This window comes from Kitasatospora sp. CB02891, from assembly GCF_002803145.1.
GTDB classification, from domain to species: Bacteria; Actinomycetota; Actinomycetes; order Streptomycetales; family Streptomycetaceae; genus Kitasatospora; species Kitasatospora griseola.
In genome coordinates this window covers 64,309-78,294 of the sequence record NZ_NNBO01000006.1, presented here as the reverse complement: position 1 = coordinate 78,294, position 13,986 = coordinate 64,309, and the positions used below count along the sequence as shown (strand labels likewise).

11 protein-coding genes and 1 tRNA gene are annotated in these 13,986 nt (G+C 73.7%); 5 read left to right on the top strand and 7 right to left on the bottom strand.

Annotation, left to right across the window (positions count from 1 at the left end):
- Window positions 1-33: 33 nt before the first annotated feature.
- The 3 genes from hemC to CG736_RS15455 form a co-directional block, all read right to left on the bottom strand.
- On the bottom strand, window positions 34-957 hold the full coding sequence (hemC, locus tag CG736_RS15460; protein ID WP_100586803.1) for a hydroxymethylbilane synthase: 924 nt from the start codon (window positions 955-957) through the stop codon (window positions 34-36).
- 38 nt (window positions 958-995) lie between these two features.
- Window positions 996-1,466: a hypothetical protein gene (locus CG736_RS36250; protein WP_157815599.1), complete on the bottom strand. Its 471-nt coding sequence runs from the start codon at window positions 1,464-1,466 to the stop codon at window positions 996-998.
- Window positions 1,467-1,941: 475 nt separating this feature from the next.
- Entirely contained in the window at window positions 1,942-3,507 is a 1,566-nt protein-coding gene (locus tag CG736_RS15455) for an alpha-amylase family glycosyl hydrolase (RefSeq protein ID WP_100586802.1), read from the bottom strand.
- Here CG736_RS15455 and CG736_RS15450 point away from each other — a divergent pair.
- Together CG736_RS15450 and ddaH are read left to right on the top strand one after the other, a co-directional pair.
- Complete coding sequence (locus CG736_RS15450) at window positions 3,457-3,747, top strand: BBE domain-containing protein (RefSeq protein ID WP_100587050.1); 291 nt, start codon at window positions 3,457-3,459, stop codon at window positions 3,745-3,747. The two genes, CG736_RS15455 and CG736_RS15450, sit on opposite strands and share 51 nt — an antisense overlap.
- 70 nt (window positions 3,748-3,817) lie before the next feature.
- Window positions 3,818-4,627 (top strand): dimethylargininase, encoded by an 810-nt coding sequence (gene ddaH / locus CG736_RS15445; protein ID WP_369880204.1) that lies wholly within the window; start codon window positions 3,818-3,820, stop codon window positions 4,625-4,627.
- A gap of 57 nt (window positions 4,628-4,684) precedes the next feature.
- Here the strand turns inward: ddaH and katG are convergent, their stop codons facing one another.
- Window positions 4,685-6,913, bottom strand: coding sequence for a catalase/peroxidase HPI (gene katG, locus CG736_RS15440; protein ID WP_100586801.1), 2,229 nt, complete (start codon window positions 6,911-6,913; stop codon window positions 4,685-4,687).
- 191 nt (window positions 6,914-7,104) lie between these two features.
- Between katG and CG736_RS15435 the strand changes: the two genes are divergently transcribed.
- Window positions 7,105-7,527, top strand: coding sequence for a Fur family transcriptional regulator (locus tag CG736_RS15435; RefSeq protein ID WP_100586800.1), 423 nt, complete (start codon window positions 7,105-7,107; stop codon window positions 7,525-7,527).
- Here the strand turns inward: CG736_RS15435 and CG736_RS15430 are convergent.
- Entirely contained in the window at window positions 7,485-8,918 is a 1,434-nt protein-coding gene (locus CG736_RS15430; RefSeq protein ID WP_232734013.1) for an MFS transporter, read from the bottom strand. The two genes, CG736_RS15435 and CG736_RS15430, sit on opposite strands and share 43 nt — an antisense overlap.
- Before the next feature lie 92 nt (window positions 8,919-9,010).
- Between CG736_RS15430 and CG736_RS15425 the strand changes: the two genes are divergently transcribed.
- Window positions 9,011-9,445 carry a MerR family transcriptional regulator gene (locus tag CG736_RS15425; protein ID WP_100586799.1) on the top strand — a complete coding sequence of 145 codons (435 nt, stop codon included), beginning with the start codon at window positions 9,011-9,013 and terminating at the stop codon, window positions 9,443-9,445.
- Between the two features lie 18 nt (window positions 9,446-9,463).
- Here CG736_RS15425 and CG736_RS15420 read toward each other — a convergent pair whose 3' ends face one another.
- Together CG736_RS15420 and CG736_RS15415 are read right to left on the bottom strand one after the other, a co-directional pair.
- Window positions 9,464-12,718: a hypothetical protein gene (locus CG736_RS15420; protein WP_157815598.1), complete on the bottom strand. Its 3,255-nt coding sequence runs from the start codon at window positions 12,716-12,718 to the stop codon at window positions 9,464-9,466.
- 245 nt (window positions 12,719-12,963) lie between these two features.
- Window positions 12,964-13,051: transfer RNA gene (locus tag CG736_RS15415), tRNA-Leu, on the bottom strand.
- Window positions 13,052-13,456: 405 nt separating this feature from the next.
- Between CG736_RS15415 and CG736_RS15410 the strand changes: the two genes are divergently transcribed.
- Window positions 13,457-13,981 (top strand): ATP-binding protein, encoded by a 525-nt coding sequence (locus CG736_RS15410; RefSeq protein ID WP_100586797.1) that lies wholly within the window; start codon window positions 13,457-13,459, stop codon window positions 13,979-13,981.
- Window positions 13,982-13,986: the final 5 nt, after the last annotated feature.

Here is a 13,986-nt window from a genome sequence, read left to right as displayed (position 1 = left end):
CGCTGGCGGGAATCCGACCCGGCGTTACCGGTGTCAGGCGAGCGCGCGGGCCTCCGCCAGGATGCGGTCGGCGTCCTGGTCGAGCAGGAGGCCGGCCACCGCGAGGCCGAGCTTCTCGGGTGCGGCGGCGCTGCCGGACAGCCGGGCCTCGACCTGGCGGGCGCCGTCCACCGAGGTGACCTGGCCGTGCAGGGTGAGGACGCCGCCGGCGGTGGTGGTGGCGAACGCGCCGACCGGGACGGAGCAGCCGCCGTGCAGTTCGGCGAGCATCGCGCGTTCCGCGCGCACCTCGGCGTCGGTGTTCAGGTCGCCGGTGTGGTCGAGGAGTTCGCGGGCCAGCGCGTGGTCCTCGCGGACCTGGATGCCGAGCGCGCCCTGGCCGGGGCTGGGCGGGAAGAGCTCGACGGGCAGGAGCTCGCCGATCTCCTCGACCCGGTCGATGCGGTGCAGCCCCGCGGCGGCGACCACCACGGCGTCCAGGGTCCTGAGCCGGGCGAGCCTGGTCGGCACGTTGCCTCGGATCCGTTCGGGGCGCAGGTCGGGCCGGGCGTGCAGGAGTTGGGCGATCCGGCGGGCGGCGGAGGTGCCGACCCGGGCGCCGGCCGGCAGGGCGTTCAGCGTTCCGCCGCACAGCGCGTCGCGGACGTCCGCGCGGGGCGGCGGCGGGAGCAGGGTCAGGCCGTCCGGGTTCTCGGTGGGCAGGTCCTTGAGCGAGTGGACGATGACGTCCACCTCGCGGTTCAGCAGTGCCGCGACCTGGTTGGTGGAGAACGCCGAGCCGCCGCCGCGTTCCGAGACCTCCCGCAGGGCGGCCTTCCGGTCCAGGTCGCCGTCCTCCAGGATCACCCGGTGGCGGATCACCAGGTCCGGGTAGCGCTCCCGGACCGGCGCGAGGAACTCCCGGACCTGGGCCCGCGCCAGCTGGCTGGCCCGCGATCCCACCACCAGTTCGACCATCGTCAACTCCCGCTACTGTCGGTCACCCTGACGGCATGCTAGACCCTGGTGGGCGTTCCGGTTTCCGACGGAATGTCGGAAAAGGGATGGTGGGGCGCTCCAGGAGGAGGAAGGCGAGGGCGGCGGCCGGCGGAACGGCCAGCAGGAACAGCCACGGGCAGGCCGGGCCGTGGACGAACAGCGAGGTCAACAGGCCGGTAGCCAGTGCCTGGCCGATACTCCAGGAGAGTTGGCCGACCGCCGGACAGCGGCCGCGGCGCGCCGGCTGGGCGAGTGCCACGCCCAACCCCTCGCGGCCGGGCGTGGCGACTGACCGTCTCGGCCAGGTTGTGCACCGGCGTGGCGGCCACCGACCCGGTGCCGACCAGCAGCCGCGACACCGGACTCCGGGTGACCACCACCTGCCCGCCGTTGAGCACCAGCAGCGCGCCGGCCACCGAGACGCTCACGTGCAGCGCCTGCGTGACGGGCAGCGCGATCAGGACGGCGAGCGCCATGGAGGACAGCACGAAGGCGCCACCATCCGGGTCCGCCGGCACGGCCCGGTGGCCGCCCTTCCTGGGGCCGACCGGGACGGTGGACGGCGGCGGGGAGTCGGGCCGCCACGCCGACGCGCAGCGGCGGCCGGAGGGCGAACGCGGACCGGTGCCGGTCCCCGCCGTGTTCGCCCGGCCCGGCGTGTTCTCCCGGCTCAACCCGCCCTGGCAGCCCGGCCTGGGCCATCCGCCGCGCGGCGTCGCCACGCTGTGGGAGACCGACGCCGGCGCCACCCCCGACGGTCTCGCCCGGGGTGCTCGACCGGGCCCGCGCCCGGCTGTTCGCCGAACTCGACGCCCCCGCCACCACCGCCGAACTCGCCGCCCGCACCGGCCTGTCCGCCCCGCACCGCCTGCACGCCCTGTACGCCGCCGGCCTCGCCGCCCGCCGCCGTGCTCCACCTGCGCACGGCGGCGGCCGAACTGCTCTGCGGCGAGCGGCAGTCGGTCAGAGGCCGAAGACGGCGTACCCGAAGCTGTCCGCGTGCAGCGCCGAGTGCGTCAGCGACACGCCCCGGCCGAACAGCAGCCGGCCCGGCAGCTCCCGTTCCACCGGCAGGTGCGCGGGCGTGCGGCGCGGGTTGACCACCACCAGGCAGCGGTCGCCGCGCAGGTACGCCAACGGGTAACCGGTGTGCAGGAGTTCGACCGGCGCGTCCGGGCCGAGCGCCGGGTGGGCACGGCGCAGCGCGATCAACTGCCGTACCTGGTGCAGCAGGGACGCCTGGTCGGCGCGCTGGGAGGCGACGTCCGGCCGGCCGGGGGCGGGGTCCAGCGGCAGGTAGAAGCGGTCGGCGGGCGCGGAGGAGAAGCCGGCGTCCGGCGTCGCGTCCCACTGCATCGGGGTGCGGCAGCCGGCCCGGTTGTAGCGCGGGCCCAGCACGCTGCCCTCGGTGTCCGGCAGGCCCGGCACGAAGCGCATGCCGATCTCGTCGCCGTAGTAGATCGCCGGGGTGGTCGGCCAGGTCAGCTGGAAGGTGAACGCCGCGGCCAACTGCTCGCGGGTGCGCGGGCCGCAGGCCAGCCGCGAGTAGTCGTGGTTCGCGGTCGGCAGCGAGGCGAAGCCCCGGCCGTCCATGGCCTGCGCGGTGCGCTCCCACTCGGTGACGAACGGCTGCATCGAGCCCTGGCCCTCGGCGTCGAAGTAGCAGGGCCGCTGCGGCCAGTGCTCGTGCACCGTGCCCGTGCCGTTGTCCCACAGCGAGCGCAGCGCGGCGCCGTCGGCCGGGCCGCCGAACTGGAGGAAGAAGTCGCCGTGGAAACCCATCGGGACGGAGCGCGCCGGGTCGCCCCACTCGGCGAGGATCACCCGGTCGGGGTGGTGGGCGTCCATCCAGGCCCGGGTCTCCCGCCACAGCCTGCCGGTCTCCACGAAGCCCGGGTCGTCCTTCACCAGCGAGGACGCCATGTCCACCCGGAAACCGGACACGCCCAGGCCGAACCAGTGCGTCATGATCTCCCGCAGTGCCGCCCGGTTCGCCCGCGGGCCGTCCGCGTCCACCGGCTGCCGCCAGGGCTCCGCCGGATCCCGCTGCGCGTAGCCGAAGTTGAGGGCCGGCTGGAAGTCGAAGAAGTTCGGCCGGTACCAGCCCGGCCGGCTGCCGGGGGAGGCCACGTACCCGGGCGCGGGCCGGTCCGCCCAGATGTACCGGTGGTCGTCCGGGTCCGCCGCGGAGCGGACGAACCACGGGTGCCGGTTCGAGGTGTGACCCGCCACCAGATCCAGCAGCACCCGGATGCCCGCTCTGCGGGCCGCGTCCGTGAACTTCGCCAGGTCCTCCGGCGCGCCGTAGCGCGGCGCGGTGGTCAGGAAGTCCGCGACGTCGTACCCGGCGTCCCCGAACGGCGAGGCGAAGCACGGGTTCAGCCACACCGCGTCCACCCCCAGCCACTGCAGGTACTCCAGCCGTTCCGTCAGCCCCGCGAAGTCCCCGATCCCGTCGCCGTTCCCGTCCGCGAAGCTCTGCGGATAGATCTGGTACAGCACCGCACCCCGCGCCCAGTCCGTCCCCACACCCGTCCCCTCTCGTTCCGACCGTCGCACCGTTGTCCCTTCGGCCGGGCCCGCCCCGCCCGGCCCGACCACCTGGTCGCCGCGTACACGACCGAAGGCGCCCACCTGAACTTCACCGATCCGGACCTGCGAGGCTGCCGGGCCGCCCACTACGGTGCGAACTACCCTCGGCTGGTGGCCGTAAAGCACCGCCACGACCCGGACGGACTGTTCACCGTCCCGCAGCCCGTCGACAGTTGAACCACGCCTGTACGGAGTCCCGCTGACCGATCGTCAGCAACCCTGATCCGCCCTGGAGGGAGACACCACCGTGTCGCCGCGAACCGCCCGTCCGCGCCACTACCTGATGTGCCGGCCCACGCACTTCACCGTCGACTACTCCATCAACCCGTGGATGGATCCGGCCAAGCCCACCGACACCGGCACCGCCCTCGCCCAGTGGGAGGAGCTCCACGCGCTCTTCCAACGCCTCGGCCACACCGTGGAGTTGATCGACCCGCTGCCCGGCCTGCCGGACATGGTGTTCGCCGCCAACGGCGCCACCGCGGTCGACGGCAAGGTGCTCGGCGCCCGCTTCCGGTACCCGGAGCGCCTCGCCGAGGGCCCGGCGTACGCCGACTGGTTCCGCGAGCGCGGCTGGCAGGTCCGGGACGCCGAGTACGTCAACGAGGGCGAGGGCGACCTCCTGGTGGCCGGCGGGCGCGTCCTGGCCGGCACCGGCTTCCGCACCGAGACCGCCGCGCACGCCGAGGCCGCGGCCTTCCTCGGCCGCGAGGTGGTCACCCTGCGGCTGGTCGACCCGCGCTACTACCACCTGGACACCGCGCTCGCCGTCCTCGACGACGACGAGATCATGTACCACCCGCCGGCCTTCGACGCCGAGTCCCGGGCCGTGCTGGAGCGCCTCTACCCGGACGCGGTCCTGGCCGGCGAGGACGACGCCCGGGTGTTCGGCCTGAACGCCGTCTCCGACGGCGCCAACGTCATCCTCCCCGAGGCCGCCACCGGCCTGGCCGGGCAGCTGCGCGACCGCGGCTTCACCCCGATCGGCATCGACCTCACCGAACTGCTCCGGGCCGGCGGCGCCGTCAAGTGCTGCACCCTGGAGCTGCGCCGCTGACCGCGGACGCCCGGAGGCCCGGCCCCGCGCGAGCGGAACCGGGCCTCCGGGGGTGCGTCAGGCGCGCGCCAGGTCGTAGCGGTCCAGGTCCATCACCTTCGTCCAGGCGGCGGCGAAGTCCTTGACGAACTTCTCCTTGGCGTCGTCCGAGGCGTACACCTCGGCCACCGCGCGCAGCTCCGAGTTGGAGCCGAACACCAGGTCGGCGCGGGTGCCGGTCCACTTGACCGCGCCGGCGGCGTCCCGGCCCTCGAACAGGGTGCTGTCGGAGGCGACCGGCGCCCAGGCGGTGCCCATGTCGAGCAGGTTGACGAAGAAGTCGTTGCTCAGGGTGCCCGGACGGTCGGTGAACACGCCGTGCTGCGAGCCGCCGTGGTTGGCGCCCAGCACGCGCAGGCCGCCGACCAGCACCGTCAGCTCCGGGGCGGACAGGTTCAGCAGGTTCGCCTTGTCCACCAGCAGGTACTCGGCCGGGAGCCGGGTGCCCTTGCCCAGGTAGTTGCGGAAGCCGTCGGCCTTCGGCTCCAGCGCCGAGAACGACTCCACGTCGGTCTTCTCCTGGACGGCGTCCACCCGGCCCGGGTGGAAGGCCACCTCGACGTCCACGCCGCCGGCCTGCGCGGCCCGCTCGACCGCGGCGGTGCCGGCCAGCACGATCAGGTCGGCCAGCGAGACCTGGTGGCCGCCCTCCGCGTTGAACGCCGACTGGACGCCCTCCAGCACCCGCAGCACCTGCGCCAGCCGCTCCGGGTCGTTCACCTCCCAGCCGCGCTGCGGCTCCAGGCGGATCCGGGCGCCGTTCGCGCCGCCGCGCTTGTCGCTGCCGCGGAACGAGGACGCCGCCGCCCAGGCGGTGGACACCAGCTCGGCGGTGGTCAGCCCGGAGGCCAGCACCCGCTCCTTCAGCACGGCGACGTCCGCCGCGTCGATCGGCGCGCCCTGCGCGTGCGGCAGCGGGTCCTGCCAGAGCAGCTCCTCGGCGGGCACCTCGGGGCCGAGGTAGCGGGCCACCGGGCCCATGTCGCGGTGCGTCAGCTTGTACCAGGCGCGGGCGAAGGCGTCCGCGAACGCCGCCGGGTCGTCCCGGAAGCGGCGGGAGATCGGCTCGTACACCGGGTCGAAGCGCAGCGACAGGTCGGTGGTGAGCATCTGCGGGGCGTGCTTCTTCTCCGGGTCGAAGGCGTCCGGCACGGTGCCCTCGCCGGCGCCGTCCTTCGGCTTCCACTGGTGCGCGCCGGCCGGGGACTGCGTCAGCTCCCACTCGTAGCCGAACAGGATCTCGAAGAAGGAGTTGTCCCAGGTGGTCGGGGTGTTCGTCCAGGTGACCTCCAGGCCGGAGGTGATCGCGTCACCGGCCTTGCCGGAGCCGTAGGTGCTCTTCCAGCCGAGGCCCATCTCCTCCAGGCCCGCGCCCTCGGGAGCCTCGCCGACGTTGTCCGCCGGGCCGGCGCCGTGGGTCTTGCCGAAGGTGTGGCCGCCGGCGATCAGCGCGACGGTCTCCTCGTCGTTCATCGCCATCCGGCGGAAGGTCTCGCGGATGTCGCGGGCCGCGGCGATCGGGTCCGGGTTGCCGTTGGGGCCCTCCGGGTTGACGTAGATCAGGCCCATCTGGACGGCGCCCAGCGGGTCCTCCAGGTCACGGTCGCCGGTGTAGCGCTCGTCGCCCAGCCAGGTGGTCTCGGGGCCCCAGTAGACGTCCTCGTCGGCTTCCCAGACGTCCGGCCGGCCGCCGGCGAAGCCGAAGGTGTCGAAGCCCATCGACTCCAGCGCCACGTTGCCCGACAGGATCAGCAGGTCGGCCCAGGACAGGCTCTTGCCGTACTTCTGCTTGACCGGCCACAGCACCCGGCGGGCCTTGTCCAGGTTGGCGTTGTCCGGCCACGAGTTCAGCGGGGCGAAGCGCTGCTGGCCCGTGCCCGCGCCGCCGCGGCCGTCGGAGATCCGGTAGGTGCCGGCGCTGTGCCAGGCCATCCGGATGATCAGCGGGCCGTAGTGGCCGAAGTCGGCCGGCCACCAGTCCTGCGAGGTGGTGAGCGCCTGCTCGATGTCCCGCTTCACCGCGGGCAGGTCGAGGCTGTTGAACGCCTCGGCGTAGTCGAAGTCGCCGCCCAGCGGGTTCGCCACCGCCGGGTTCTTCGCCAGGATCTTCAGGTTCAACCGGTTCGGCCACCACTGCTGGTTGCCGCCGCCCTGGGTCGGATGGGGCGCGCGGCCGTGCGCGACCGGGCAACCGCCCGCACCCTCGGACTTGGGGTCGCTGACGATGGCGTCGTCGTTCTGGGGCATGGGAAGTCCCTCCGGGTCGGGCGGATCGCAACTCTTCACTGACACCTTGGCTGTTCGCCGGAGTCGATCCTAAGATAGACACAGTCTAAGTCAAGAACACAGTCAATCGGGTGGTGGTCTCCGCTCGAATCGGGCCGCGCTGCCGCGCCCCTGTACAGTTCGGGCGTCTGTTGAGCTGAATGGATGAACACATGAGTGACCTGCTCGAACGGCTGCGTGACCGGGGCTGGCGGCTGACCTCCCAGCGCAGGGTGGTCGCCGAGGTCCTGGACGGCGACCACGTCCACCTGACCGCGGACGAGGTCCACGCACGCGCCGCCGAACGCCTCCCCGAGATCTCCCGCGCCACCGTGTACAACACCCTCGGCGAACTCGTCACCCTCGGCGAAATCCTCGAAGTCGCCACCGACGGCCGTGCCAAGCGCTACGACCCCAACGCGCACCGGCCGCACCAGCACCTGGTCTGCTTCGCCTGCGGCACCATCCGCGACGTCCACCCCACCGGCGACCCGCTCGCCGCCCTCCCCGCCGCCGAACGCTTCGGATTCACCATCACCGCCGCCGAGGTCACCTACCGCGGACTCTGCGCCGACTGCGCCCGCCGCTCCGGCTGACGCCCCGCCCCGCGCCCGACCGACCGGCGGCCCGACCCCGCCGCGCCGAGCGCCGCGATCAGCACGCCCGCCGCCACCAGCAGCCACCAGACCCCGTGCGCCGCCCCGGTGAACGCCGGCCCCCCGGCCGCCACCCCGCCCGCGAGCACCGTGCCCGCCACCGCCACTCCCACCGCGGAACCCGTCTGCCGCGCCGCCGACGCCAACGCGGAGGCCAGCGCCGCCATCGACCCCGGCATCCCCGTCACCGCCGTACTGGTCACCGGCGGATTCACCGTCCCCTGGAACACCCCCACCAGCGCGAAAGGCGCCACCAGCGCCGGCACCGGCGTCCCCGGACCCACCAGCAGCAACAGGCCGCCCGCCGACGCCAGCGCCGCCCCCGACACCACCAGCGGCAGCCGCGGCCCCCGCCGTCCCACCACCCGGCCCGTCCATGGCGACAGCAGCACGATCAGCACCCCCACCGGAGCCAGGCACAACCCCGCCCGCAGCGCCGACATCCCGCGCACCCCCTGCAAGTACAGCGTCACCGCGAACAGGAACGCCCCGAACGCGCACAGCGCCGCGAACGCCATCACCAGCGCCGACGCCATCGGGACGCTGCGCAGCAGGCCCACCTCCAGCAGCGGATCCACCCGCCGGGCCTCCCACCACCCCAGCAGCGGCACCGTCACCGTCGCCACCGTGAGCGGCCCCCACACCACCGGCGCCGACCAGCCGTCCCGGCCCGCCCCGATCAGGCCGAACACCGTCCCGCCGAGCAGCGCCACCACCAGCAGCTGCCCCACCGGGTCGAACCGCCGGGCCCGCGCCCCGCGCGACTCCGGCACCCAGCGCGCCGCCCCCGCCAGGCCGGCCGCCACCACCGGCAGGTTCACCCAGAACACCGCCCGCCAGCCCCACGCGTCCACCAGCGCCCCGCCCAGCACCGGGCCCAGCGCCAACGACAATCCCGACACCGACCCGAACACCCCGATCGCCCGGGCCCGCTCCTCGCGCCCCGGGAAAGTCGTCGCCACGATCGCCATCGCCACCGGGTTCAACATCGTCCCGCCCGCCGCCTGCACCGCCCGCGCCCCCACCAGCGCCCCCGCCCCCGGCGCCAGCGCGCACAACGCCGACCCCAGCCCGAACAGCGCCAGCCCCACCATGAACACCCGCCGCCGCCCCCACCGGTCCGCCGCCGCGCCCGCCGGCAGCAGGAACGCCGCCAGCACCAGCGTGTACGCGTCCACCGTCCACTGCAGCGCCTCCACCGACGCGCCCCACTCCCGTCGGACGGACGGCAGCGCGACGTTCACCACCGTGATGTCCAGCACCACCATCACCATGCTCACGCAGCACACCGCGAGCACCAACCGCCTGCGCCGGTCGTCCAGTTCGGGCACCTGATCCCCCTCAATCCGTGTCCGGCCCGGGAATTGACGCATTGTCAATTCAATCCGGGCCGGTCCTCCGCACCGACGCTACGATTTCGAGCGTGCTCGAAATCAAGCCCCAACCCGCGCTCCCCGCGCAGGGGTTGACCATCGCGGAAGCCGCCGGACGCACCGGCGTCAGCGTCCACACCCTGCGCTACTACGAACGGGCCGGCCTGGTCGTCACCCCCGTCGACCGCACCCCCGGCGGCCGCCGCCGCTACCACCGCCGCGACCTCGAATGGATCGACCTCTGCACCCGCCTGCGCGCCACCGGCATGCCGATCCGCACCATCCGCCGCTACGCCGAACTCGTCACCGCCGGCCCCGGCAACGAACCCGACCGCCTCGCCCTCCTCGAAGCCCACCGCACCGAGGTCGCCGCCCGACTCGCCGAACTCCGGTCCCACCTGACCCGCATCGACCACAAGGTCGACACCTACCGGTCCCGCCTCACCGCCGGCCGCGCCGAAGGCTTCTGGGCGCCGGGCGAGTGAGGGCCCGCGCGGTCGGACTCACCCGAAGTCCGGGTTCTCGGCCAGCTGTTCATCGGCCACGGCCTGCACGACCGACGGCGCCATGGACGCCATGCCGGCCAGCGACTCGGCCCAGCTGGTCGTGCCGAGAACGCGGGCGAGGAGGCGTTTGGCGTGGGGATCGGCCACCTGTTGGGCGAGTTCGAGGAAGACGGCGACCCGCTGCTGGGGGTCCGGGATCCGGCAGGCGGCCTGTTCGGCGCGCTCGGGCCGGCCGAGGTGAGCGAGGAGCCGCGCCAGGTCCACCAGTGGGCGTGACCGCCTGTTGTCCGGCAGCCCGTCGATCCCGGCCTCGATCTCGGACAGCAGGTCGAGAGCACGGTTGGTGACCCCGGCGTCGGCCCAGGCCCGGGCGACCCTCAGCAAGGTCAGGGCCCGCCGGCGTGGTTCGGGGACCTCACGGGCGAGGCCGCTCGCCCAGGTGAGGTCGGAGGCGGCCATGGCCAGTTCGAGCAACTCGGCCCGAATCTTCGCCCCTTCCTCGTCCATCCCGTGCTCCAGGGCCAGACCTTCGGCCAGGCCCCCCAGCTCCCTCGCCCGCTTGGCGTCGCCCATCGCGGTCATCGCCCGGGCGAGGTTGAGCATGGCGCGACTCTGGTGGACCACCTGGCCGGTGAAGTCCCGCAGGTGCGACTGGGCCGCGTCAGCCGTCCGGCGGGCCTGCTCGGTACGGCCCAGCGACACGTCGAGCAGCGCCAGTGCGGTCATGACCTCGACCTGCTCCTGCCGGTCGGTGAGCGACCGGCTCAGTTCGGAGACCTCGGCGCCGAGCCGATCGGCGCGTTCGTGGGCGCCGTCGGCCGCGTACCTCCGGGCCAGCCGGACCAGGAGGTGGAGTCGGGTGGCGGGCGTGTGGATGCGTTCGGCGACGGCCTCGGCCAGGTCCGGCTGCCGCAATCCCAGCGCCGCCCGCCAGACGAGGGCGATGAGCGGGCCTTCGCGAATCTCGTCCCCCTCCACGAGCGGGAGCTCGGCCAGGCATTCCGAAGCGGTGACGGCCCCGCCGTCGACGAGGTTCAGCAGTGCCGTGATCCGCTTGTCGGGGGTGGCGATGCTCCGGGTCAGCAACCGGGCCAGTTCAGGATCTCCGGTGGCCACGAGTGCGGCGATCAGCGAAACGAGTGCGGCCGTCCGCTCGGCCGGGTCCTTCACCTTCTCCAGGGACTCGGCAGCGTCCCGGGCGAGAACTCTGGCGTGCACCCGCTGGTCGATCTGGGCGGCGGTGCGGGCGAGCGCCGCCAGATGCTTCACCCGCGCCACCGGTTGGGGCAGCGAGCGAGCCGTGCTCTCGGCTTCGGCGGAGAGAAGCCGCCACCGGTCGTGGTCCCCGGCCTTCGCCGCGTCGGCGGCCAGTGTGCTGAGGGTGTACACGCGGTGGATCGGTTCGGGGGTCAGTCGAGCCAGGCCGACGGCCCGATCGTGGTCGTTCAGTTGCGCGTACAGCACCGACACGTTCCTGATGGCGGAAGCCCGGCGGCTGGGGTTGGCGACGGTCAGGGCGTGCGCCTGTGCGCATGCCGCCAGCCGTTCGGCCTCGGCCGGTTTCCCGGCGTCCATCGCCGCCTTGATCGCACTGCCGAGTGCGGCGACCCGGTACTGCGGGTCCTCGATCAGAGTCGTCACCTCCTCGGCGCCGGCGAGGTCGCCCGTTCCGCACCGGCCGGCGACCACCATCGCCAAGGCCTGGGAGCGAATCTCCGGCCGCAGCGCCGAATCGGCCAGCGTCCGCGCGCGGTCGAATTCGCCGGCCGCCAGCAGGGCCTCCACCAGCGCGAGCAGCGCCCGGCCGTGGCGGGCGGGCGCGGTGATGCCGCTCAGCACGGATTCGGCCCGGTCGACGGCGCCCAGAGCTGCCCAGAGCGACGGCAGGGCGACGGGCGCGTTGTCGCTCCGGGCCCGCAGCCGGTCGCGGTGGATCGCCAGGCGGGCCATCGCCAGGAGGTCCGGGGTGTCCCGGCCGAGCAGCAGTTCCTGGGCGGCGTTGATCTCGGCGAGGCCCGCGGCATCGCTGCCGGTGACCTGGAGCATGCGGTCGTGGCGGGCGTAGTCGGTCGCCTGTGCGACCGCCCTGGGCAGGTCGTCGGTGAGCTGGAGGGTCCGGAAGTAGCCGTGCAGGAGGTACTCGGGCGTCCGGGCCGGCCACCCCTCGTCGCGGTAGTCCTCGGCCCACCGGTGCAGCCGCTCCCGGTGCCCGGCGACGTCGCCGCCGCTCAGCACCTGCAGGGCGGAGGTGCGGAGCTCGTCGTGGCCGAGCACGTAGACCTCCTCCCTGGTCCAGGGGCTCAACAGCGTCGTGAAGGTCCGGCCGGCGACGGTGCCGAGATGGCGGCCGAGCGTGAAGACCGAGGTGCCGGTGAGCTCGGCGAGGTCCTGCGTGGTCAGTCCGCCGTCCGCGGCGGTGACGAGGCCGAGGATCTCGCGTTCCAGCTTCGGGGCGGCGGCCAGCCGTTGGAGCTCCCGCTCGGCATCCGCCCGTACCGCCTGGGCGTGCGGGGAGACGGACAGCTCCCGGACGACGCGCGGTTCACGGAGCGGGTGGTCGTCGGGGACGTCCGAGGGGACCGGCGGGCGGAGCCTGCTGGTGACGATCACCCGGAGCCCCGCCCGGGGGCGCGACGGGAGCAGGGCCGCGATGCTGTACGACTCCGGCCGGGCGGTGACGCCCTGGTCCTCGTCCAGCCCGTCCACGAGCAGCACCAGGCGGGTGCCGTTCTCCGCGCACACGTCGGCGGCCTCGTGGATCAGGCTGAGCACGTGGCCGTCGCAGGTGGCGTCGGTCATCCGGGCCGGCACGGGCCTGCCGAGGAAGGCGGACAGCTGTTCCGTCACGACCTCGCAGAAGCCCAGCCGGTCGTTCTGCCCGGCGAAGCGGCCGGTGACGAAGAACGGGACCAGCTGGACGCCGGCCGGTGGATTCAGCGCGAACCAGGACAGCAGCGCGGACTTCCCGGCCCAGGCCGGACCCCGGAGCCACCGGTACGGGTACTCGGAGGGGCCCGTGCAGAAGGCGGCCAGCTCGGCCAGCTCCTCGGCGCGGTCCCGGAGCTCCGGCGGAGCGATGCGGCGGATCTGCTCCAGGTAGCCGGTGTGCGCCGGCTGGACCGGGAAGCCCGCCACCAGGTCGCCGTCCACGATCAGGTTGCCCGAGACCGCCACCCCGCCGCTCGCCTGCGCCTGCCCGGTCTCGGCCGCCCTCACCCGTGGCAGCCGCCACCTGGATCCCATGCCGGTCACCGCACCGTCCTCGTCAGCGATCGCGGACCCGGCGGTCGCCGTCACGGGTCCGGTGACCAAGGATCCTGCCAGGGGACGGCCCTCCGCGGAGGGGGTTTGGCAGTCATCGAGCGATCCGTGGTGCGGAGGGACGGGAGCTGAGCACCCCTGCGTGGTTCGTGACCGGGGACGACGGTCCGGCCGGGCAGGCCCCGGGGCGGGCCGCAAACGCAGAAGAGGCCCCAGTTCGACTGGAGCCTCTTCGTTGGTGTCCGAGGGGGGACTTGAACCCCCACGCCCGATAAAGGGCACTAGCACCTCAAGCTAGCGCGTCTGCCATTCCGCCACCCGGACCGGGTGTCTCGCCTTCGGGCTTCCTTTCGGCTGCCCCCTGGCGACAAAGAGAACATTACCAGGCTTCCGGAGTGCTTCTCACCTGCGTTTTCGAGGCTTGGGGGCGGTCGGGTGGGGCAATTCAGGCACAAGGGGGGCAAGGTGGGCGGAGATCGGGGTGAAACTGCTGGTGGTGGGGGTTCGGGCGGGTGTTCTGGCGGCAGACCTGGCGGTGCGGGCGGCCAGGAGGGGGCAGGTCGCGCACCGAATCGGTCGGGAAGCTTCACGACACGCGTGAATCCTGTCCCGGTGCGGGTCGCCGGGGGCTGCTCTCCTAGCCTCGGGTCACCAGGAGCCCCGCGCGGAACGCCCGAAGTCCCGACAGCTGCCGCCGGCTCCCGTTCACCGCGTGAAGGGCGGCGTGCAGTGGAAGAGACGCAGAAGGCGGTCACGGACGCGGCCACCTGGCGCTCCGGACGGGAGCCGGGGCCGGGGGTGTGGCGGTTCACCGCGGAGCCGCAGGAGTCCTCGGTGCCGCGGACCAGGCACGCGGTGCGGGACCGGCTGCTGGCCCAGGGGATGGCGGGGGAGCGGTACCAGGAGCTGGTGGACGACCTGCTGCTGATCGTCTCGGAGCTGGTGTCGAACGCGGTCACGCACGCCGCGGCGCTCTCCCCGCAGGTGCACTGCGAGCTGATGATCGCCCCGGAGCGGGTGCGGATCTCGGTGCTCGACGGCCACCCGTACCGCCCCCGGGCGCAGGAGAACGACCCGGTCCGTCCGGGCGGGCGCGGGCTGCTGCTGGTGAAGAGCGTCACCCTGCAGGCGGGCGGCGAGTGCGACGTGGAGCGGACCGAGGACGGCGGCAAGGTGATCTGGGCCAGCCTGCCGCTGCCGGCACCGGGGCCCGCCGGGACGGGGGACGGCCCCGACGAGGACCCGGACTACTGACGGGC